Origin of the sequence: Nocardia sp. CY41, from assembly GCF_009829325.1 — a bacterium.
Classification (GTDB): Bacteria; Actinomycetota; Actinomycetes; order Mycobacteriales; family Mycobacteriaceae; genus Nocardia.
Genome location: NZ_VUOS01000024.1, coordinates 123,225 through 140,979, shown reverse-complemented (window position 1 = coordinate 140,979; position 17,755 = coordinate 123,225). Strand labels below are relative to the sequence as shown.

Sequence of the window (17,755 nt, the reverse complement as noted above, 5' to 3'; positions counted from 1 at the left end):
GGCGTTCGATCGGTGTCGAACCGCTTCAGGAATCCGGCGAAGGCGGCGACGTTCTCGGCCGACCACTGCGCCAGCACCCTTTCCAGGGCGCGAACGTTGTAGGCGCGCTCGGCGTCGAGCCGGCGCCCGCCCTCCGCGGTGAGGCGGAACTTGCGCGCCATGCCGCCGTCCGGGCGCGCGCCTGAGCACCCGGCCGGCCGGGCGGCAACCCCGGCCCGGCCTCCGGTCAGGAGAACAGGCGCGCGACGAACGGCATGCTGTCGGGCAGTGAGGCGGCCATGGTGGCGCTGTGGTCCTTGCCCGGATACACGTGCACGTCCGGCCGGACGCCGCGCAATTCCAGATCGGCGACCAGTTTCGCGGTCAGCGGGGCCGGGACGTCGGTGTCGTTGGTGCCCTGCCCGATGAACAGCGGCCGGTCGTACCCGTCGAGTGGGACGTCCATGACCGGGCGGGCGGTGGCGACGAAGTCACCGTCGGCGAGCGGACGGGAGAACAACTGGCCGACCGAGATGCCCTGCGCGCGATCGGCCAGCGCCTGGAAGCACAGCGACTCCGCGGCGGTCGCCAACTGCCTGCCGACGGGGCTGAGATAGCTGTCGAGATCGAAGGCGGGCCGAGCCGCCTTCAACCCGTTCATCACATAGGCGATGTAGGCGGTGAGGTGCGCGTTGCCGATCGGCGGCAGCGCCGGCCCGAGCAACGAGGCGGCGTCCACGATATTGGAGGCAGGGCCGGTGGCGACCGCGCCGCGATAGTCGAGTTCGGGTGCGTACTGCGTGGCCAGTGACGCGGTGAACACCGCCGCGCCACCGCCCTGGGATTGCCCGATCGCCACCCACTTCGACGACACCGAACCATCGACCGCGCGGGCCGCGCGCACCATGTCGATCGCGGCGTGCGCCTCGGCGCGCCCATCCAGATAGGCATGCGGGCCGGGTGTGCCCAGCCCGATGTAGTCGGTCGCGACGACGGCGTAACCCTGGCGCAGCCAGGTCGCCAAGTAGTCCAGATCGCGTTTGCTGCGACCAGCGGTCGAGGGGGCGCACTCGTCGGCGAGACCGACCGTGCCGTGCTCCCACGACAGCACCGGCCAGCCGCCACTCGGCGGCGTGCCCGCGGGAACGAAGACCGCGCCACCGGCCAACGCCGGCCGGTCGTCGGAGGTCCGGGACCAGTACGTGAGGCGGCGGGCCGTGCCGGTGCCCTCGATCCAGAGTCGTTCGGGCAGCACCTGGTCGGTGGCGACCGTGCCCGGCGCCGCATCCGGCGCACCGGGGTCGGCCACCGCCGAACCCGCCGACGGTCCCGCCGAAAGCAGTGCCGCCATGGTCACGGTTATTGCTGCACGTCGCACCGACATGGGCGCCACCTCTCGATTCCAGGCTTGGTGTCTCGATGAGACACTGTAGACCGGCTTCGGCTAAAGTGTCACTTTGAGACATCATTGGCGAATATCGCGAAGAGGACGGCGGGCATGACAGGCGTGAACGGTCCGCGCGAACGCGAAAAGGCGCGGGTACGGCGTGAATTGGTCGATGCGGCCCTGCGGCTGTTCGAATCGCACGGGTTCGAGCAGACCACCGTGCAGCAGATCGCCGACGCCGTGCAGGTCTCCCGGCGCACCTTCCACCGCCACTTTCCCTCGAAGCTCGCGGTGGTCTTCAGCCACGAGGAAGACCTGATGGCCCAGCTGCTCGCCGCCGTCGACCGGCGCCCGGCGAGCGAGTCCGTGCTGACCGCGCTGCGCGCGGCACTGCGCGACTTCTTGCTCGACGAGCAGGATGCCCCGTCCCGGGAACGCCAGGCGGACACGGCGCGCAGAGCCAGGCAGCTGCTGGTCGGCAACCCGGAATTGCGCCGGGAGAACTTCATCGGGGCCCTCGGCCGCCAGCGTGCGATGGCACTGAACTTCGCCGCCCGCGCCGGGCTACCCGCCGACGATCTGCGGCCGCAGCTCACCGCCGCGGCCTGCTTCGCGGCTTTCGGCGTCGGCCTCGACCACTGGATGCTGGGGACGGACCATTCGATCACGGCCTTGCACCGCATCCTCGATCGCGCGGTGGCCTCGCTCCAGCAGGGTATCGACATCCAGCGCGCGGGGTGAGCACGCCGAGACCGGCACAGCCCGCACCGCAACCTGTTTCACCCGGTCGCATACCATCGCGAAGGTGATCACGGTGGCCACTTGGAACGTTCTGCATCGCGTCCACGCCGAGAACTGGTACGAGGACGTCGCCACCCGCTGGCCGGACGAGGGCGCGCGGATCGCCGCGGTCACCGCCCGAGTGGCCGAACGCACCGAGCGGATCATCGCGTTACAGGAGGTCAGCGGCGATCAGTTGGCCAGCCTGCGAATGGCACTGCCGGATCGGACCTTCCACGCGATGCGGTACCAGCGGCTGCCGACCCCGCGGCGCATGCCCAGCTCCCTGCTCGACGGCGGCGAGTACCTCGTCGTGCTCACCGCCGAGCCGAGCCGGGAAGTCACCGCCGAATCCTTCACCCAGGATCGCGGCAAAGGCGCGCTCGTCGTCGACGCGGGCGGACTGACGGTGATCGCCACCCATGTGACCGGTGACCGGCGGCGCGCCGACCAACTCACCCGCCTGGCCGAACTGGCCACCGGCGCATCGGCGCAGGCGACCGTTCTGCTGGGGGATTTCAACACCGACCGCGCCTCCGTCGCCACCGGGTTGGGCGACGACTTCGTGGTCGCCGAATGCGTCGCCGACGCGCTGCCGACCCGCCCCCGGGCCTCGGGCACGAAGTCGCAGCACATCGATCATGTGGTCGTGCACGGCGCCTCCGTCACGACGGCTTCGGTCGACGACGTCGGCGGGGTATCCGACCACAATCTCGTGCACGCGAGCGTCACGGTGTGAGCCGAGCCTCGCGCCGACTTCGGGGTCCCGGGCATCCCCGCCCGCCGGTTCGATAGGGATCCCGTCAGAAGCGTTGCACCGCAGAGCGATCCTGTGGCCGAGCCGTTCGAGCGCATCCGCCACCCGTGCGTCGGAACCAGCGCTTCCCGCCGCTACGACAGGCGGTAGTATGAGCCGGTGCGTAATCCGACGGTAATGGCGGCGCGGGTGCGCGGCGCCTTCGTCGGATCCGCCGCCGGCGCGGTGAGCATCGCCGCACACGCACTCGGCGGCGGTGCGCTGTCACCAGGAGCCGCCCCACTCGCCCTCTTGATCGCCGCGTGCGCGGCGGTGGGCGTGCTGGTCGGCACGCGACCGCACCGGCACGGGGTCGGCCGGATCATGGCCACGCTCGCGGTCGCGCAAGCCGTCGCGCACGTCGCCTCCTCCCTGTCGGCCGCTCATCACCACGATGCGGGCACGACCCCGGCGATGCTCGGCACGCATCTGGCGGCTGTTCCGCTCGGCGCGCTGCTCATCCGCGCCGCCGAACAAGCTGTGCTGCGAGCGGTTTCCGACGTCCACCGCACGGTGCGAATACTCGCCGACGGCCCCGGTGCGCCGGGCCGGATCAGCTCGCCCGCCTTCGGTCATGGTCTCCCCCGGCCTCGGCGCTTCCTGCTCAGTTCGGGCTCCGGCCTGCGCGGCCCACCACTCCTACGCTGACGCCTTCCGCGCGCGACGAACATCGCCTTTCGCGCTCGACGATCCGACGGCCGCTGCCCGCGATCCGATCGCCACAGAACCCTGCGGCTCCGGAATCGGTGTAGGGGGTTCATTCGCGTCCGGCCTGATGCTGGACCGCTCGACAGCGGTCGGTGCCAGACCGACACCGGTACACCGGCGGATCGGTCGACGCCCGAGAGCTGTCCGATGCCTTTCGTCGGTGCGCACCACCCCGAACCGTACGAACTTCCGGAGTTTCCATGCCTGCCATCACTTTCGCTCCGCCGCGCGCCGCTCACGTCCTGCGCGGTGCGATCGCCGCCGCGGCGGTGCCGCTTCTCCTCACCGCGTGCTCCTCGGCCGACGAGAAGGACACCGCCACCTCGGCCGCTGCGGTGACCATCGCCGACCAGTGGGTCAAGGCCGCCGACAGTGGGATGTCGGCCGCGTTCGGCGACCTGATCAACAGCGGCGACACCCCGCGCACCGTGGTCTCGGCGACGAGTCCCGCCTCCGACCGGATCGAGCTGCACGAGGTGGTCGCCGACGCGAACGGGACGAAGGCGATGCGGCCCAAGCGCGGCGGGTTCGTCATCCCCGCGCACGGCCGCACCCGACTGCGGCCCGGCGGCGACCACATCATGTTCATGGACCTGCGCGGACCGCTGCGCACGGGATCGGAGACGTCGGTCACGCTGACCTTCGAGGACGGCTCGACCACGACCTTCACCGCCCAGGTGCGCGACTTCTCCGGCAACCAGGAGAATTACGTGCCCGATCACGCGGACGGCGAATCCCATGCCGGCGCGCAGACCCCCGCGCACGGTGGCTGAACGGAACCGATCGCGTCCCGCACGGATCAACCGGCGGCGTCTGCTGGGCGGCGGCGCCGCCGCGGCCGGCGCCGCCGGGATCGGGCTCGGCGCGACGGCCCTGCGTAAACCCGATCCGTCGTCCTGGGACGCGACGGTGCCGTTCCACGGACCGCATCAAGCCGGCATCGACACCGTCCCGCAAGAGCACGCGGCCTTCGTCGCCTTCGATCTGAAGCCGGGTGTCGGGCGCGACGACCTCGTCGGACTGCTGAAGATCTGGACCGGGGACGCCGCCCGGCTCACCCAGGGCCTGCCGGCCCTCGCGGACACCGAACCCGAACTCGCGCAGCGCCCGGCGCGGCTGACCGTCACAGTCGGTTTCGGGCCCGCGGTGTTCCCCGCGGCCGGCCTCGAGCACCGCAGGCCGTCCTGGCTGCGGCCGCTGCCGCCGTTCGTCATCGATCGGCTCGAATCCGCCTGGAGCGGCGGCGACTTGCTCCTGCAGGTGTGCGCCGACGAGACGACCACCGTGTCGCATACGGTGCGTGTGCTGTCGCGCAGCGTGTCGTCGCTGGTCACCGTGCGCTGGGTGCAGCGCGGCTTCCGGAATGCCGCGCCGGGCAGGACGCCGCGCAATCTGATGGGCCAGGTCGACGGCACGGTGAACCTCGCCCCGGGCACACCGGAGTTCGCCCGTCTGGTGTGGGACGACGGCGCTACCCAGCCGTGGCTGGCCGGCGGCACCTCCTGCGTGCTCCGCCGGATCGCGATGACGCTGGACACCTGGGACCAGATCGACCGGGAAGAAAGGGAACTCACCATCGGACGCACCATCGCCCACGGTGCGCCGCTGACCGGAACCGACGAGTTCGACGAGCCGGATTTCACGGCCGTCGACGCCAACGGCATCCCCGTCATCCCACCGTCGTCGCACATCGCTCGCGCTCATCACACGCACGACGGCGAGCGCTTCCTGCGACGCGGCTACAACTACGACGACGCGCCCGCCCCGGGCGGGATCTCCAACTCCGGTCTGCTGTTCGCCGCCTATCAGCGTGACGTGGACACCCAATTCCTTCCGGTGCAGCGCCGGTTGGCGGAGTTCGACGCGCTCAATGTGTGGACCACGCCGATCGGTTCCGCGGTATTCGCGATCCCGCCCGGTGTCGCGTCACCGGGCGGCTATCTCGGGCAATCGCTGTTCGGGGCGTGAGATGTGTTCGGCGCGCCGGGCGCCGGACACCTCACCACAGAACGGCGACGGAGACGTTGAGAATCGCCAGTACGCCCGCGGCGTCGGTCAGCCACGGAACCGGCTTGCCGCGCTTCTCGTCGGCGTGCCCGATCTCGGCGAACGCCGCCACCGCGATCGCCACGATCAGCTTCACGCCGATCTTGGCCATGTTCGGATCCTTGCCCAGCGCATCGATCGACTCGGCCATCCCGACCAGGATCAACCCCGTGACCACCTGCAACCGGGCGCCCCAGACCATGACCTCCGAGACCCGCGGCCGCCCTGCCGCATAACCACCCACCACGGCGGCCATTCCGAGCAGATGCGCGACGACTACGACGTTGTAGACCAACTCCGGCACACTCACGTTCCAACTCCCCATCCTTCGGGGCGACAGCCCACTGTCGTGCCCCGAAACATTCGGACACGCCACTCTCGCACACCTCCGTGGCGGCCGCCGACGTGTGCCCGGTGCTGTCGTGCCGTCGGTCGCCCTGCCCGATAGTTCTTCCATGGCGGAGAGGCCGGCTCTGATCGTCGCATCCGAGTGCGCGGCATTCCCCCGGCTCGGGTTCACCGGTGAGCCGGCCGTGGCGCTGTACACGACCTTCCCCACGGTCGGCCATTGGCTGCCGATCGGGGACGGCCCCCTGCTCGACCCCACGTTCACCGAACTCGAGCGGCGCATCAAGGCCGCCTTCCAGCAGGCCGACGAACTGGGAGCGGCCCTGTAGATCGCGTTCGTCGGCCACGGGTTCACCGCCAACGACCAGGATTTCTATCTGCCCGCCGCGGACTCGGAGCTGCCGCTATGTCGATGTCGTCATGCCGTGGGCCGCCGCTTCGACAGCGGGCGGCCTCGGAACGAGCGCGGTCGAGCTCGGCGATCAGCTGATCTCGACCTGCGCACCGTCGGTGAAGCTGTGGCCCTTGGAGGTACAGGCCACTCCGGCGCCTCTGGGGAGGCCTCCGATGCAGATGACGCCCGCGTAGCTGATCCGGGTGCCCTGATAGACCTTCCCCTCGGGACGTGGGACGTCGGTGATCCACCGGCTGCCCGGACGGCCGTGCGGGCCGCCCAGTCCGAAGGTCGGATGCGCGGGCAGGAACGGGACATCGATCGCGACGTCGGAGATCGGGACGATTCCCCACAGCGTGTGGCCGGGCGAAAGGTCGCAGCCCACATCACCGTTCGGGTGGATCGCGCAATTGCTCGACCCGAGCCAGCCGGAGAAGTACACCGTGTCACCGACCATGAAGTCCGCCGGGTCGGCCTGGATCAAGTTGGGGTTGTTCATATCCGGCGCAGCAGCGGCCACCGTCGTCCCGGTCATGGTGACCCCGACGGCGGCGACGACCGCGCCTAGGCAGATACGTGCGTTCATGACCGCGACCTTACGACGAACGGCAATCCGGGCCGGGCAAGACACTCGCTCGCTCGGAGACGGCGAGAAAATCCGCCGGATCGCGCTATGGGTTCGGCAGAGGCATGTGCGGATCCGACCAGTACGCGGGGTCACGTCCGTAGTTCGGCGTCCGATAGGCCACGTCCCAAGCCGCGCCGGGTGCGAGAAGTTCACGCCAGGGAGCGACTTCGACGTAGAGCACGCGCATCGCGTCGAGGGCCGCGAAGTGCAGGGCGGGCCCGTCGGTGGTGACCGCGTCCTCCGCCACGGCCACTTCGAAATTGCGTTCCAGCGCCGCGCGGACGGTCGCTTCCACACAGACGTTGGTCTGCAGACCGGCGACGACGAGCCGGCGGATGTTCATGCTGCGCAGGATCGGATCGAGTTCGGTGTAGGCGAAGAAGCTGTGCCGGGTCTTGTCCAGCACCAGATCATCCGGCTGCGGAGCCACGGCGTCGATGATCTCTGACCGCCAGTGCCGGTCTTCGGCGGTCAGTTTCGGCACCAACGCGGCCCGGGAGCGCCGGTGCCGGGCGGACCGCGGGTTGAGGGCCAACATCTTCGCCGTGCTCGGTATCTGCCGTGAGTAGATCACCGGCAGGTGCGACGTGCGGGCGGCCTCGGCCGCATCCCGGCACTCGGCCACGACTCGGTCGAGCCGCCAGATCGGGGGCCACCCCAGCGCGTCACGCACGTCTTGAACGAGGTAGCTGTTCTGCACATCGATCAGCAACAGCGCGGTATCGGACATCGGGTCCCCCAACTGACAGCACGATCGGTTCTCGGCCAGCACAGCGTAGGGCCTCCCCGACCCCGTGCGCGGCCGTTTGCCGCGCTTGCCGAGCCACCGGATATCCGTGGTCGCTCCGCACCGCTCGCCCGTTCGATACCGTGCGCCGGCCGCCAGGCACCGGCACCCGCCGCTGGGCGGCACGCACCCGACCAGCCGCCGGAGGTTACGTCGCTCGGCGAACGGGTGGGTATGCCGGGTGCACGGGCGGACCCTTCACCGCCGCGCCCGCCTCGGGTGGCATCCGCCTGTGGAGACGGACGATCGTCGACCACGGCGCCGCTGTGCAACGAGCTTGTCACCGAGCCGATCGTGCGCGAAGGACGGGTGCGGCGGCATGACCGACGCGGAGGATCGGCGCCCCCCAGATCTGGGTTGTGCCACAGGGCAAAGCCTTCCGGCTTCGGGAGATCTCGTAACCCGTTCCGCGGACGTTGACAGCCGATATGGCCCACCATGAGTTTCATCGCGCCGACGCGGAAAGTGTCGGCGATGCAGCTTGCTCCGCTGTCGTGACGAGAGGTCGTCGATGTCGACACAATCGTTGGCGGGCCACGGTCGATTCGTGAGACATCGTGACGATGTCCCCCGTTTCCTGAGATCAGCCCTGGTGACCACCGCCCTGGTCGTCGCGGCGGCCGCACCGAACGCCACCGCGCAGCCGCTCGATGTGGAACGCACCGAGATCGCGGTGGTTTCCTCGTCGCCGATCGCTTCGGTGGCGGAATCCGTGGTGAGCCTGCGTATTCCGCTGCCCGAGTCGGTCGGCCCGCATCCGGCCGCTTGTGATCGGCTGTCCTACCTGCGTTACCGGGACGGCGGGGGCCCCGCGCGCTCGGCGGATGCCGACGCGGTTCTGGTGGCGCAGCCGGGAATCTTCGAAGGGGCGGGCGCGTTCGACAGCGTCGCGCGTAATACGGTCGCCGCGGCGGCGCAGCAGGGCCGCCATATCGAATTCTGGGCCCTGGATCGCCGCTCCAACTGCCTGGAGGATCATCTCGGCAGACGGGCCGGGTTGGCCGCCGACGACGTGCACCTCGCCGTCGACTACTACTACCGCGGCGCGGAAATCGATGGCAGGCGCTTCGGCGGCGTGGTGCCGAACGACCAGCTCGGGTGGCTCGGTCACCTCGGTGTCGCGCAAACGGTGCAGGACCAATTCGATCTGCTGGCCGCCGAATTGCCGGATCCGGGGTTGCGGAAGCAGAAGACGCTGTGCGGCGGACATTCCCTGGGGGGAGTCCTCACCGCGTTCTTCGCCGAATGGGATTTCGACGGCGCGGCAGGCGCCGACCAGTGCGCCGGTTATTTCGCCCTGGACTCCTCGATCGACGCCTCGCTGTCCGCGCTCAACGGCATCCCCGACATCATCGACCTCTCCCTCGGCGGCATCGGTTCCACCGCGGTCGAGGCCGCGCTCGACGGAGGCGCGCTCCCCCGGGTGCTTGCTCTGCCCGCGGTCATCAACCCGGAGACGATGAATCTGCTCGGAATCGCCGGGATGGCAGCCTATCTGGCACCCGACGCCGAATCCGATCTGGCGCGGTACGTGCCCAGCAGCCTCAACCAGGAAACCACCTACCGCGTCCTGCTGTCGCGCGATGCGGCGGTCGCCGCGACCGGCTCGCCCTCGGTACGGGATTTCCGGATCACCAATGCCGCCGCGCTGGGAGCGTTCCTCGACGCCAACTCCCAGCCGCTGGCGTTACTGCAAGCCGGATTCGGCTTCTTCGGCGGAGGCGCCGTGACCGGCAAGGACTTCCCGCTTCCCGGCGATGTCGCCGCGGTGCCTGCACTGCGCGGGCTCACCGGGATGTTGTTCGGTCCCGACCGCAAAGCGATCCCGGATCAGCCATACGGCCCGCTCTACACCTGGCGCAACTACGACGACCCGGCCGCGACGGCCGCAACCGACCGCGACGGCGCGCCGTTCACCGACGCCACCCATGAGGTCACCGATATCGCGGATCTCTCGCGCAGCCTGGCCGCGCAACCGCTGGACTTCACCGAATGGTACTTCCCGATGCGGCTCGCGCTCGACGTCTTCCAGTCCCAGGCCCCCGAACTCGCACGGCACCGCACCCACCCCGGCGGCATCCTCGCCAATCCGACCATCAACCTCATCGGCGGCGCCGGAGTCGTCGTCGCCACCGGGTGGCGCGGCCACGGCGAGACGGTGACCGCTCCTGGCTACCACCACATCGACGTGCTCACCGCCGCGGCGAGACAAGCCGGCGGGCGGCCGGAGATCATCTCCACCAATCTGGCGCGCTTCGCCGTCGACCGCACCAGCCGGCCCTGATCGGAGACGTCCGCCCCGGCCCGGGACGGCTACTCTGGGCGCGTGGGAGCGATCGAGCTCGACCGGCATCGTGGTGCCGGATGGGATTTCCGTCGTCCGGCCGGTATCGCGCCGGTCAGCGGCGCCGCGATGCTCGGTTTCCACGATCGTGGTGGCCACGGATGGATCTGCGGGTCACCGGAATCCCCGCGATCACGGTGGTGATCGAATTCGGCGAAAACGACTTGCTCGTCGACAGCTGCGCAGGCCCGCAGACTTTCCCCGGCTTCGTTTCGGCGTTCACCCGGGGGACGATGCGGATCCGGGGTGCGGGGGTCCAGTGTATCGAGGTGCGTTTGTCGCCGGTACTGGCCTACTCGTTGTTGCCGGTGCGCCCGTCCGATCTGGGCGGCGCAGTCTTCGGTTTGGATGACCTCTGGGGACGCCGCGCCCGGTGGCTACGGGAGCGACTGGCGCAGGCCGCGACCTGGGAGGAGCGCTTCGCGCTGACGAGATCGTTCCTGACCCGATGCGCCGACCCGGCGCGCACGCCGGACCCGGAAGTGGTCGCATGCTGGGATCGCGTCGTCGCGAGCCGGGGAAACATCCTGGTCGGCGCGCTCGCCGAATCGTGCGGATGGAGCCGAAAGCGGCTGTGGGCCGGATTCGAGTCCCAGATCGGCCTGACACCCAAGCGCGCCGCCATGCTGGTCCGATTCCGGCACGCCGTGGAAGGGCTGGTGGCGGGCCGTCCCGCCGCCGAGGTCGCGGCGACCTGTGGCTACACCGACCAGTCCCACCTGTGCCGGGACGTATCGAGTTTCGCGGCGGTCACGCCGGGGGCACTGGCGGCGGAGCCGAGCACCGCCGTCTCGAAGCACCGCTACGAAGCCTGGGGAACATTCTTCCAATACCGAGCGAGGCCGGTCGGTCGATAGTGAGGGCCCGATCCCGAGGAGGCCATTCATGACCGACGACAATCTGGTCGACTTCCAGCGCGATACGTTCACGCACAAAGGCAAGACCCGCACAATTTTTCGCCAGGGCTCCGGACCCGCCGTGATCGTCATGGCGGAATTCCCCGGCATCTCGCCGGAGGTGTTCGACTTCGCCCGGCGAGTCGCCGCCGCCGGCTGTACCGCGGTGGTCCCACACCTGTACGGAAAACCCGGCCGCGACCCCAGTCCCGCCGCGCACGGGCTCGCCGCGGCGCTGGCGAACGTCGCGAGTCAGTTCGGGCCGATCTGCATCAGCCGGGAATTCGTGGTCTTCGCCTCCGGCCGTACGTCACCGGTCGTGCACTGGTTGCGGGCGCTGGCCGAACACGAGCACCAGCGCTGCGGTGGACCCGGAGTCGGCGCGGTCGGGATGTGCTTCACCGGCGGATTCGCCCTGGCGATGGCCGTCGACGACCGGTTGCTCGCCCCCGTGCTGTCCCAGCCGGGGCTGCCGCTGGCGCTCACCTCCCGGAACAAGTGCTCCATCGACGTCTCGCCGTCCGACCTGGCCCGCATCAAGCAACGCTGCGCGGAGGGTCTGTCGGTGATGGGGCTGCGTTTCCGTGGCGATCGTCGCTCGCCCGCCGAACGATTCGAGTTCCTGCGCGCGCAGTTCGGCGACGCGTTCCTGGCGATCGAACTCGATGACGCCGACGCGAACCCGGATGCCGTGCTGAGCCCGCATTCGGTGCTGACCGAGCACCTCATCGACGAACCGGGCCAGCCGACCCAGGCCGCCCTGCACCGCGTGCTGGACTTCCTGCGCAGCCGGCTCGCCGTGGGTTCGCCGACCGATCGGTGACCGTCCCCCGCTCGCAGCGCCCGGCCGGCAGGGGCGGCATGCGCCCCGCTTCCGGCTTCTGGCCGGGCGCCGAGAGCGAAGGCGTGGCCGTCACTCCGCCGACATCTCGCTCGACACCTGCCACAGCCGGGCGGCGGCTTCCGGGTCGAGCGCGTACTCGGCGACTCCGTTGCGGGCGCTGAGCACGCCGACCTCGGCTTCGCCGCAGTCCTCGAAATAGCGGCCGCCGATACCGTCGAGCAACGGCGACGCCGCGACCAGAACCGAGGTCGCCGCACCCTGCTGCGGCGTCTTCCACATCATGCGGGTCCCGCCCGCGGCCGCGCGGAGCCGCTCGAGTTCCTCGTCGGACACGTACCGCTGCAGATTGGTGCGGATACCGCCGGGCATCACCGCGTTGACGGTGACGCCGTCGTCGGCCCAGCGCCGGGTCGCCTCGACGGCGAACAGCACGTTGGCCGTCTTGGACTGGCCGTACGCCGACCACGGATCGTAGGGCCTGCGCTCGAAGTGGATGTCGTCGAAGACGACCGGTGACCGGTGATGCGCACTCGAACTGACCGATACGACGCGCGCACCGTCCGCCGCTGCCAGCGCCTTGCGCAAGCCGGTGGTCAGCGCGAAGTGGCCGAGATGGTTGGTGGCGAACTGCATCTCCCAGCCTTGCGCGGTGCGCATCAGCGGCGATGCCATCACACCGGCGTTGTTGATCAGCATGTGCAGCGGCCCGTCCCACTCTCCGGCGAACGCCGCGACGGACGCTCGGTCGGCGAGATCGAGCGCGGCGACCCGCACCTTCTCGTTCCCGGTGGTCGCGAGGATGTCCGCGGCGGTGCGTTCCCCGGCCGCGAGGTCGCGGACGGCGAGGGTCACTTCGGCTCCGGCGCCGGCCAGTGCCCGGGCGGTTTCGACGCCGATGCCGGAAGCTCCTCCCGTGACGACGGCACGCCGCCCGGCGAGATCGATGCCGGCCAGTACCTCCGCCGCGGTCGACTCCGCGGTGAACGGGGTGGTGATGCGATCGGACATGACATGTCCCCTTCTCGGTAGACTGGAACCGGAGGATGCTCCGGTACCAGCGATAACCGGAGGACCCTCCGCTTTGTTCCCGGGAGGACTCGATGACCAACGCACGCCCGCTGCGCGCCGATGCCCGTCGCAACCGAGACCGGCTGCTCGAGGTCGCTGTGCGCGCGTTCTCGCAGGACGGATCGGACGTCACGCTCGATGCCATCGCCAAGGAAGCGGGCGTCGGCATCGGGACGCTCTACCGCCACTTCCCCACCCGCGAGGCGCTCATCGACGCCGCCTACCGCAGCGAACTCACCCGGCTGTGCGACTCCGTCGACGATCTCCTGGCCGCCCAGCCGCCGGACCGCGCGTTGCGCACGTGGATGGACCGCTTCGTCGACTACACGACCACCAAACGCGGCATGGGCGACGCCCTGCGCGCACTGATCGCCTCCGGCGGCAACCCGTTCTCGGAAAGTCGCGATCGTCTGACCACGGCCGTCACCACGCTGCTCCGAGCGGGAGCCGAGGCAGGCACACTGCGGTCGGACGTCGCACCCGAGGACGTACTCGTCGGCCTCAGCGGGGTATCGCTCGCCACCGAGAGCCCGGAACGCCGGGACCAGGCCGGCCGCCTGCTCGACCTGTTCGTGGACGGATTGCGACCCCGCACCTGAGTTCTGCCCGGCATTCGCGAGCAGGCAGCCGAGAAGATCCGGCCGATCGTGTATTTCGATCCGGCTGACCGTAATACTGGGCGCGCCGGTGCAGGCGTGGTTTCCTACGAGCCGATCGTCAGGTTCGAGCGAAGGGCCCTGGTATGTTCGCCGATCACGCAGCCGCACCGAGACCGGCATCAGAGTGAAATGAGTGCTGCGCAGAGGCATTGTTTTCGTGCCGGTGACGGCTGGAAGAATGCGACGGTTCGGCGATTCGAGGATTCGCTCTCCGCGCGCCAACGGGGAACAAATGCGCGGCTTCGATTACTCTTTGACGGCTCGCACGCCCGGGCGACTATGCGCGGACAGGCACCGACAGGTCTTCGGCTGACGAGGGGAATCCCGTGAATCTATGGAGCTACGTCCGCGGGCGGGGAGAGGTTCTGGCGTTTCTCACGTATCAGCATGCCTCCCTGGCATTCCAGACCGTTCTGGTCGGGACCGTCGTCGCCGTGCTCATCGCGGTGGCGGTTTATCGGCTGCCCCTGGTGTCGGCGCTCTCCCTGACCTCCAGCCGCGTCGCGCTGACGATTCCTTCGCTGGCGCTGCTGGCGATCCTGCTGGTCCCGTTCGGCCTCGGCGTGACCCCGTCGTTCGTGATGCTGGCGTTTTTCGCGGCGCTGCCGGTGATCGGTAATGCGATTGTCGGTTTGCGGTCGGTACCCGCCTCGGTAGTCGAATCCGCGCGCGGCATCGGCTTTTCGCGATGGCGCATTCTGCTGACCGTCGAATTGCCGATCGCCTGGCCGGTGATCCTCACCGGCATCCGGGTATCCACCCAGATGATCGTGGGCGTCGCCGCCATCGTCGCCTATGTCCTCGGCCCGGGCCTCGGATCGCTGATCTTCAACGGTCTTTCCCGTCTGGGTGGAGCGAACGCCTTGGAGATGGCTCTGACCGGCACCATCCTCATCGTCATCATCGCGCTGGTCTTCGACGCGCTGCTCGTCCTGCTCGGGCGCCTCACGATCGCGAAGGGACTGTCATGACCGATGATGTGACCAGTCGGCCCGCTTCGGCGTCGGCGGAGCGCAATGTCACCGGCGCCTCCATCAGGCTGGATTCGGTCGTCAAGCGCTACAAGGGCCAGGACAGACCGGCGGTGCAACGCCTCGACCTCGATATCGAGGCGGGCGACATCGTCGCGTTCGTCGGCCCGTCCGGGTGCGGCAAGACGACCACGCTGAAGATGATCAACCGGCTGATCGAGCCGACCGAGGGCCGGATCTTCATCGGGGGTCGCGACGTCACCAGGGAGGACCCCGACAAGCTGCGCCAGTCGATCGGGTATGTCATCCAGTCCGGCGGTCTGTTCCCGCATTGGACGGTCGCCAAGAACGTCGGCGCCATCCCGCGGGTGCTCGGGTGGGACAAGAAGCGGATCGCCGAACGCACCGAGTACCTGCTCGATCTGGTCGGTCTCGACCCGGGCACCTTCGCCGACCGGCTGCCGAAGGACATGTCCGGCGGCCAGCAGCAGCGCGTCGGGGTGGCGCGAGCGCTCGCGGCGGACCCGCCGGTCCTGCTGATGGACGAGCCGTTCGGTGCGGTCGACCCGATCACCCGGGTCCGCCTGCAGGACAGCTTGATCGCAATCCAGCAGGAACTCGGCAAGACCATCGTGATCGTCACGCACGACTTCGAGGAGGCCACCAAGCTCGGCGACAAGGTGCTCATCCTGTCCGAAGGAGGTCACGTCGAGCAGTACGCGAGCCCGGAGGAAATTCTCACCGTACCCGCCACGCCGTTCGTGGAGGAGTTCGTCGGGTCCGGCGCGAAGCTGGCGTATCTGACCGTGTCGCGAGTGCGCGACGTCGCTTACGACGAGGTGATCACCGCCCGGATCGGTGAGCCGGCACGGGAGGTGATCGACCGCGCGAAGGCCGCCGGGCACACCTGGGTCGTCGTCGTCGACGAGGCCGGGCGGCCGCGGTCATGGCCCGCACTGACCGAGGTGGCGACCAAACCGGAGGTCTCCGACTACCTCGATCGCCGGTTGCCCGTCGTGGCGCGCTCCTCGACCCTCAACGACGCGCTCGACGCCATGCTCGCCACCAGCCAAGGCGCGGCACTGGTCACCGACGGCCGCGGCGCGGTGCTCGGCTCCCTGAGCATCGGCACGGTCACCGAGGTCATCCGGAACAAACTCGCCGAAGGGCGCGACGACGAAGCGGAGCCCTCCTACACGACCTACGTCGAGGGCAGCGACCCGGCGCCGACACCGGTGGTCGCCGCCGACGAGGAACCCGGATCGGCCGAGCCGTCATGAACCGCCTGCGCCGCGTGCCGCTCGACGTGTGGTTCGAGCCGATCATCATCCTCGTCATCGGCGCCGGATACGTCCTCTGGTACCGGTCGACGACGTTCACGGCCACGGAGAAGGCGTCCCTCGGATGGGACAACCTGCAGACCACGATCCTCCAGCACATCAAACTCACCGTGGTGGCCACCGTGATCGTGGTCGTCGTGGCGATACCGCTGGGCATCGCCCTGACCCGCCCGGCGTTGCGACGACTCGAACCGATCGCCGTCAACATCGCCAATGTCGGCCAGGCCGCGCCCGCGGTCGGCCTGCTCGTCTTGTTCACCTTCTGGCTGGGCACCGGATTCCGCACGGCCATCGTCGGTCTGGTCGTGTACGCGGTGCTGCCCATCCTGCAAAACACGATCGTCGGGCTGCGACAGGTCGATCAGCGCACCATCGAGGCGTCGCGCGGCATCGGCTATTCGGCCGCGCGGACGCTGGCGCAGGTCGAACTGCCGCTCGCGGTGCCGGTGATCCTCAACGGTGTGCGCACCGCGCTGGTGATCCTGGTCGGCACCGCGACGCTGAGTACGTTCATCGGGGCGACCAGCCTCGGCACCCTGATCACCACCGGCGTCACCCTCTTCCTCCCCAAACTGCTGGTCTCCGGCGCGATCCTGGTCGGGCTGCTGGCGCTGCTCATCGACTGGCTCGGCAGACTGGTCGAACTGGCCGCGACCCCGCGAGGTATCTCATGAGATCGCCGCGAGCCCGCCTGGTCACGCTGGTTTCCGCCCTCGTCGTCGTCGCCGCGGCGACGCTCGCCGGGTGCGGTCTGGTGAGCTCGTCCGGAACCTTCCACGACGCGCACCTGCCGGACGGCGCACGGCCGCTGGACGGCGCGAAGCTGACCGTCACCTCGAAGAGCTTCACCGAGGGCGTGCTGCTGGGCAAGATCACCGCGACCTACCTGGGCGCGGCGGGTGCGAACGTCACCGACCTGACCGGGGCGCCGGGGTCGGCGTCGTCGCGGCAGGCCCAGCTCAATGGCGACGCCGATGTGCTCTGGGAATACACCGGCACCGGCTGGGTCAATTACCACAACCAGACCGAGACCATCTCCGACCCGCAGGAACTCTGGCAGCGCGTCCACGACATCGAGAAGCGCGACCACGACTTGGAATGGCTGCCGCCGGCCAACTTCAACGACACCTACGCCTTCGGCGCGTCCACACCGACCGCCGAACGCCTGGGAGTTCGGTCGCTGTCGGACGTCGCGGCGCTCCCCGTTCCCGACCGGACCTTCTGTGTCGACGACGAATTCTTCAGCCGCTCGGATGGTTTCATTCCGATGCTGCAGAAATACGGGATCCCCTACAACGATCCGAACGGTGTTCCGTCCGGCAACGTCACGCGGATGGACGCCGGAGTCGTCTACACGGCCACGGCCAAGAGCGCCCCGTGCAATTTCGGCATGATCTACACCACCGACGGCCGGGTCAAGAACCTCGACCTGGTCGTCCTCGACGACGACGAGAAATTCTTCCTGCCCTACAGCGGCACGGCGGTCGTACGAGCGGCGGTCCTGGATCGCTACCCGCAGCTGCGCACCCTGCTCGGCACGATCTCCGAGCGCCTCACCGACGAGTTGATGCAGGATCTCAACGGTCGCGTCGACATCGACGGAGAGGATCCCGCCGACGTCGCCTATGACTGGCTGAAGAGTCAGAACTTGATCGAGTAGGCCGGATCGGAGGCCAGGAGGGCGACAGCCCGTACGGTGGCGTGAACGCACACGCCTCTTTCCACTCTCAATCTATAGCGCACCCCTGGGCTTGCGGCAAGACCCGGGTGATGCCGCAGA

19 protein-coding genes are annotated in these 17,755 nt (G+C 69.1%); 14 read left to right on the top strand and 5 right to left on the bottom strand.

What is annotated here, in order from left to right:
- Positions 1-226 precede the first annotated feature (226 nt).
- The gene (locus tag GVY64_RS26475) at positions 227-1,363 is read right to left on the bottom strand and encodes a lipase family protein (protein ID WP_159846901.1); all 1,137 of its coding nucleotides are present in this window, start codon (positions 1,361-1,363) and stop codon (positions 227-229) included.
- Positions 1,364-1,477: 114 nt separating this feature from the next.
- On the opposite strand from GVY64_RS26475, the gene GVY64_RS26470 reads away from it, so the two are divergent.
- The 5 genes from GVY64_RS26470 (at position 1,478) to GVY64_RS26450 (ending at position 5,618) form a co-directional block, all read left to right on the top strand.
- Positions 1,478-2,107: a TetR/AcrR family transcriptional regulator gene (locus GVY64_RS26470; RefSeq protein WP_159846898.1), complete on the top strand. Its 630-nt coding sequence runs from the start codon at positions 1,478-1,480 to the stop codon at positions 2,105-2,107.
- Positions 2,108-2,180: 73 nt separating this feature from the next.
- The gene (locus tag GVY64_RS26465) at positions 2,181-2,885 is read left to right on the top strand and encodes an endonuclease/exonuclease/phosphatase family protein (RefSeq protein ID WP_236567216.1); all 705 of its coding nucleotides are present in this window, start codon (positions 2,181-2,183) and stop codon (positions 2,883-2,885) included.
- A gap of 177 nt (positions 2,886-3,062) precedes the next feature.
- Positions 3,063-3,590, top strand: coding sequence for a hypothetical protein (locus GVY64_RS26460; RefSeq protein WP_159846890.1), 528 nt, complete (start codon positions 3,063-3,065; stop codon positions 3,588-3,590).
- Between the two features lie 260 nt (positions 3,591-3,850).
- Positions 3,851-4,423 (top strand): copper chaperone PCu(A)C, encoded by a 573-nt coding sequence (locus tag GVY64_RS26455; RefSeq protein ID WP_159846887.1) that lies wholly within the window; start codon positions 3,851-3,853, stop codon positions 4,421-4,423.
- A complete protein-coding gene (locus GVY64_RS26450; protein WP_236567215.1) occupies positions 4,416-5,618 on the top strand; it encodes a Dyp-type peroxidase in 1,203 nt (400 codons plus the stop codon). Before GVY64_RS26455 ends, GVY64_RS26450 begins: the two co-directional genes overlap by 8 nt.
- A 31-nt stretch (positions 5,619-5,649) precedes the next feature.
- Here GVY64_RS26450 and GVY64_RS26445 read toward each other — a convergent pair whose 3' ends face one another.
- Entirely contained in the window at positions 5,650-5,952 is a 303-nt protein-coding gene (locus GVY64_RS26445; RefSeq protein WP_236567226.1) for a hypothetical protein, read from the bottom strand.
- Positions 5,953-6,151: 199 nt separating this feature from the next.
- Here GVY64_RS26445 and GVY64_RS26440 point away from each other — a divergent pair, with 199 nt between their 5' ends.
- The gene (locus GVY64_RS26440; protein ID WP_159846880.1) at positions 6,152-6,373 is read left to right on the top strand and encodes a hypothetical protein; all 222 of its coding nucleotides are present in this window, start codon (positions 6,152-6,154) and stop codon (positions 6,371-6,373) included.
- A 153-nt stretch (positions 6,374-6,526) separates the two neighbouring features.
- Here the strand turns inward: GVY64_RS26440 and GVY64_RS26435 are convergent, their stop codons facing one another.
- Both GVY64_RS26435 and GVY64_RS26430 read right to left on the bottom strand, forming a co-directional pair.
- Positions 6,527-7,024, bottom strand: coding sequence for a hypothetical protein (locus tag GVY64_RS26435; RefSeq protein WP_159846878.1), 498 nt, complete (start codon positions 7,022-7,024; stop codon positions 6,527-6,529).
- An 85-nt stretch (positions 7,025-7,109) separates the two neighbouring features.
- Entirely contained in the window at positions 7,110-7,796 is a 687-nt protein-coding gene (locus GVY64_RS26430) for a cysteine hydrolase family protein (RefSeq protein ID WP_159846876.1), read from the bottom strand.
- A gap of 604 nt (positions 7,797-8,400) precedes the next feature.
- Between GVY64_RS26430 and GVY64_RS26425 the strand changes: the two genes are divergently transcribed.
- From GVY64_RS26425 to GVY64_RS26415, 3 genes are all read left to right on the top strand, one after another.
- On the top strand, positions 8,401-10,137 hold the full coding sequence (locus GVY64_RS26425; RefSeq protein WP_236567214.1) for a hypothetical protein: 1,737 nt from the start codon (positions 8,401-8,403) through the stop codon (positions 10,135-10,137).
- 161 nt (positions 10,138-10,298) lie between these two features.
- On the top strand, positions 10,299-11,054 hold the full coding sequence (locus GVY64_RS26420; RefSeq protein ID WP_236567213.1) for a helix-turn-helix domain-containing protein: 756 nt from the start codon (positions 10,299-10,301) through the stop codon (positions 11,052-11,054).
- Between the two features lie 28 nt (positions 11,055-11,082).
- Entirely contained in the window at positions 11,083-11,916 is an 834-nt protein-coding gene (locus GVY64_RS26415; protein WP_159846874.1) for a dienelactone hydrolase family protein, read from the top strand.
- Between the two features lie 90 nt (positions 11,917-12,006).
- Here the strand turns inward: GVY64_RS26415 and GVY64_RS26410 are convergent, their stop codons facing one another.
- On the bottom strand, positions 12,007-12,945 hold the full coding sequence (locus tag GVY64_RS26410) for an SDR family NAD(P)-dependent oxidoreductase (RefSeq protein ID WP_159846872.1): 939 nt from the start codon (positions 12,943-12,945) through the stop codon (positions 12,007-12,009).
- Between the two features lie 92 nt (positions 12,946-13,037).
- Here GVY64_RS26410 and GVY64_RS26405 point away from each other — a divergent pair, with 92 nt between their 5' ends.
- The 5 genes from GVY64_RS26405 to GVY64_RS26385 all read left to right on the top strand — a co-directional run bounded on the left by GVY64_RS26405 (position 13,038) and on the right by GVY64_RS26385 (position 17,635).
- The gene (locus GVY64_RS26405) at positions 13,038-13,604 is read left to right on the top strand and encodes a TetR/AcrR family transcriptional regulator (protein ID WP_159846870.1); all 567 of its coding nucleotides are present in this window, start codon (positions 13,038-13,040) and stop codon (positions 13,602-13,604) included.
- Positions 13,605-13,990: 386 nt separating this feature from the next.
- The gene (locus tag GVY64_RS26400; RefSeq protein WP_159846867.1) at positions 13,991-14,635 is read left to right on the top strand and encodes an ABC transporter permease; all 645 of its coding nucleotides are present in this window, start codon (positions 13,991-13,993) and stop codon (positions 14,633-14,635) included.
- Positions 14,632-15,915, top strand: coding sequence for an ABC transporter ATP-binding protein (locus tag GVY64_RS26395; RefSeq protein ID WP_159846864.1), 1,284 nt, complete (start codon positions 14,632-14,634; stop codon positions 15,913-15,915). Before GVY64_RS26400 ends, GVY64_RS26395 begins: the two co-directional genes overlap by 4 nt.
- Positions 15,912-16,649, top strand: coding sequence for an ABC transporter permease (locus GVY64_RS26390; RefSeq protein WP_159846861.1), 738 nt, complete (start codon positions 15,912-15,914; stop codon positions 16,647-16,649). Before GVY64_RS26395 ends, GVY64_RS26390 begins: the two co-directional genes overlap by 4 nt.
- Positions 16,646-17,635: a glycine betaine ABC transporter substrate-binding protein gene (locus GVY64_RS26385; protein WP_159846858.1), complete on the top strand. Its 990-nt coding sequence runs from the start codon at positions 16,646-16,648 to the stop codon at positions 17,633-17,635. Before GVY64_RS26390 ends, GVY64_RS26385 begins: the two co-directional genes overlap by 4 nt.
- Positions 17,636-17,755: the final 120 nt, after the last annotated feature.

Coding starts and splice junctions, on each gene's coding strand:
- GVY64_RS26440 (WP_159846880.1), top strand. CDS start 6,152: ATGGCGGAGAGGCCGGCTCTGATCGTCGCATCCGAGTGCGCGGCATTC.
- GVY64_RS26415 (WP_159846874.1), top strand. CDS start 11,083: ATGACCGACGACAATCTGGTCGACTTCCAGCGCGATACGTTCACGCAC.
- GVY64_RS26445 (WP_236567226.1), bottom strand. CDS start 5,952: ATGGCCGCCGTGGTGGGTGGTTATGCGGCAGGGCGGCCGCGGGTCTCG.
- GVY64_RS26470 (WP_159846898.1), top strand. CDS start 1,478: ATGACAGGCGTGAACGGTCCGCGCGAACGCGAAAAGGCGCGGGTACGG.
- GVY64_RS26420 (WP_236567213.1), top strand. CDS start 10,299: ATGGATCTGCGGGTCACCGGAATCCCCGCGATCACGGTGGTGATCGAA.
- GVY64_RS26475 (WP_159846901.1), bottom strand. CDS start 1,363: ATGTCGGTGCGACGTGCAGCAATAACCGTGACCATGGCGGCACTGCTT.
- GVY64_RS26430 (WP_159846876.1), bottom strand. CDS start 7,796: ATGTCCGATACCGCGCTGTTGCTGATCGATGTGCAGAACAGCTACCTC.
- GVY64_RS26395 (WP_159846864.1), top strand. CDS start 14,632: ATGACCGATGATGTGACCAGTCGGCCCGCTTCGGCGTCGGCGGAGCGC.
- GVY64_RS26385 (WP_159846858.1), top strand. CDS start 16,646: ATGAGATCGCCGCGAGCCCGCCTGGTCACGCTGGTTTCCGCCCTCGTC.
- GVY64_RS26455 (WP_159846887.1), top strand. CDS start 3,851: ATGCCTGCCATCACTTTCGCTCCGCCGCGCGCCGCTCACGTCCTGCGC.
- GVY64_RS26435 (WP_159846878.1), bottom strand. CDS start 7,024: ATGAACGCACGTATCTGCCTAGGCGCGGTCGTCGCCGCCGTCGGGGTC.
- GVY64_RS26405 (WP_159846870.1), top strand. CDS start 13,038: ATGACCAACGCACGCCCGCTGCGCGCCGATGCCCGTCGCAACCGAGAC.
- GVY64_RS26410 (WP_159846872.1), bottom strand. CDS start 12,945: ATGTCCGATCGCATCACCACCCCGTTCACCGCGGAGTCGACCGCGGCG.
- GVY64_RS26390 (WP_159846861.1), top strand. CDS start 15,912: ATGAACCGCCTGCGCCGCGTGCCGCTCGACGTGTGGTTCGAGCCGATC.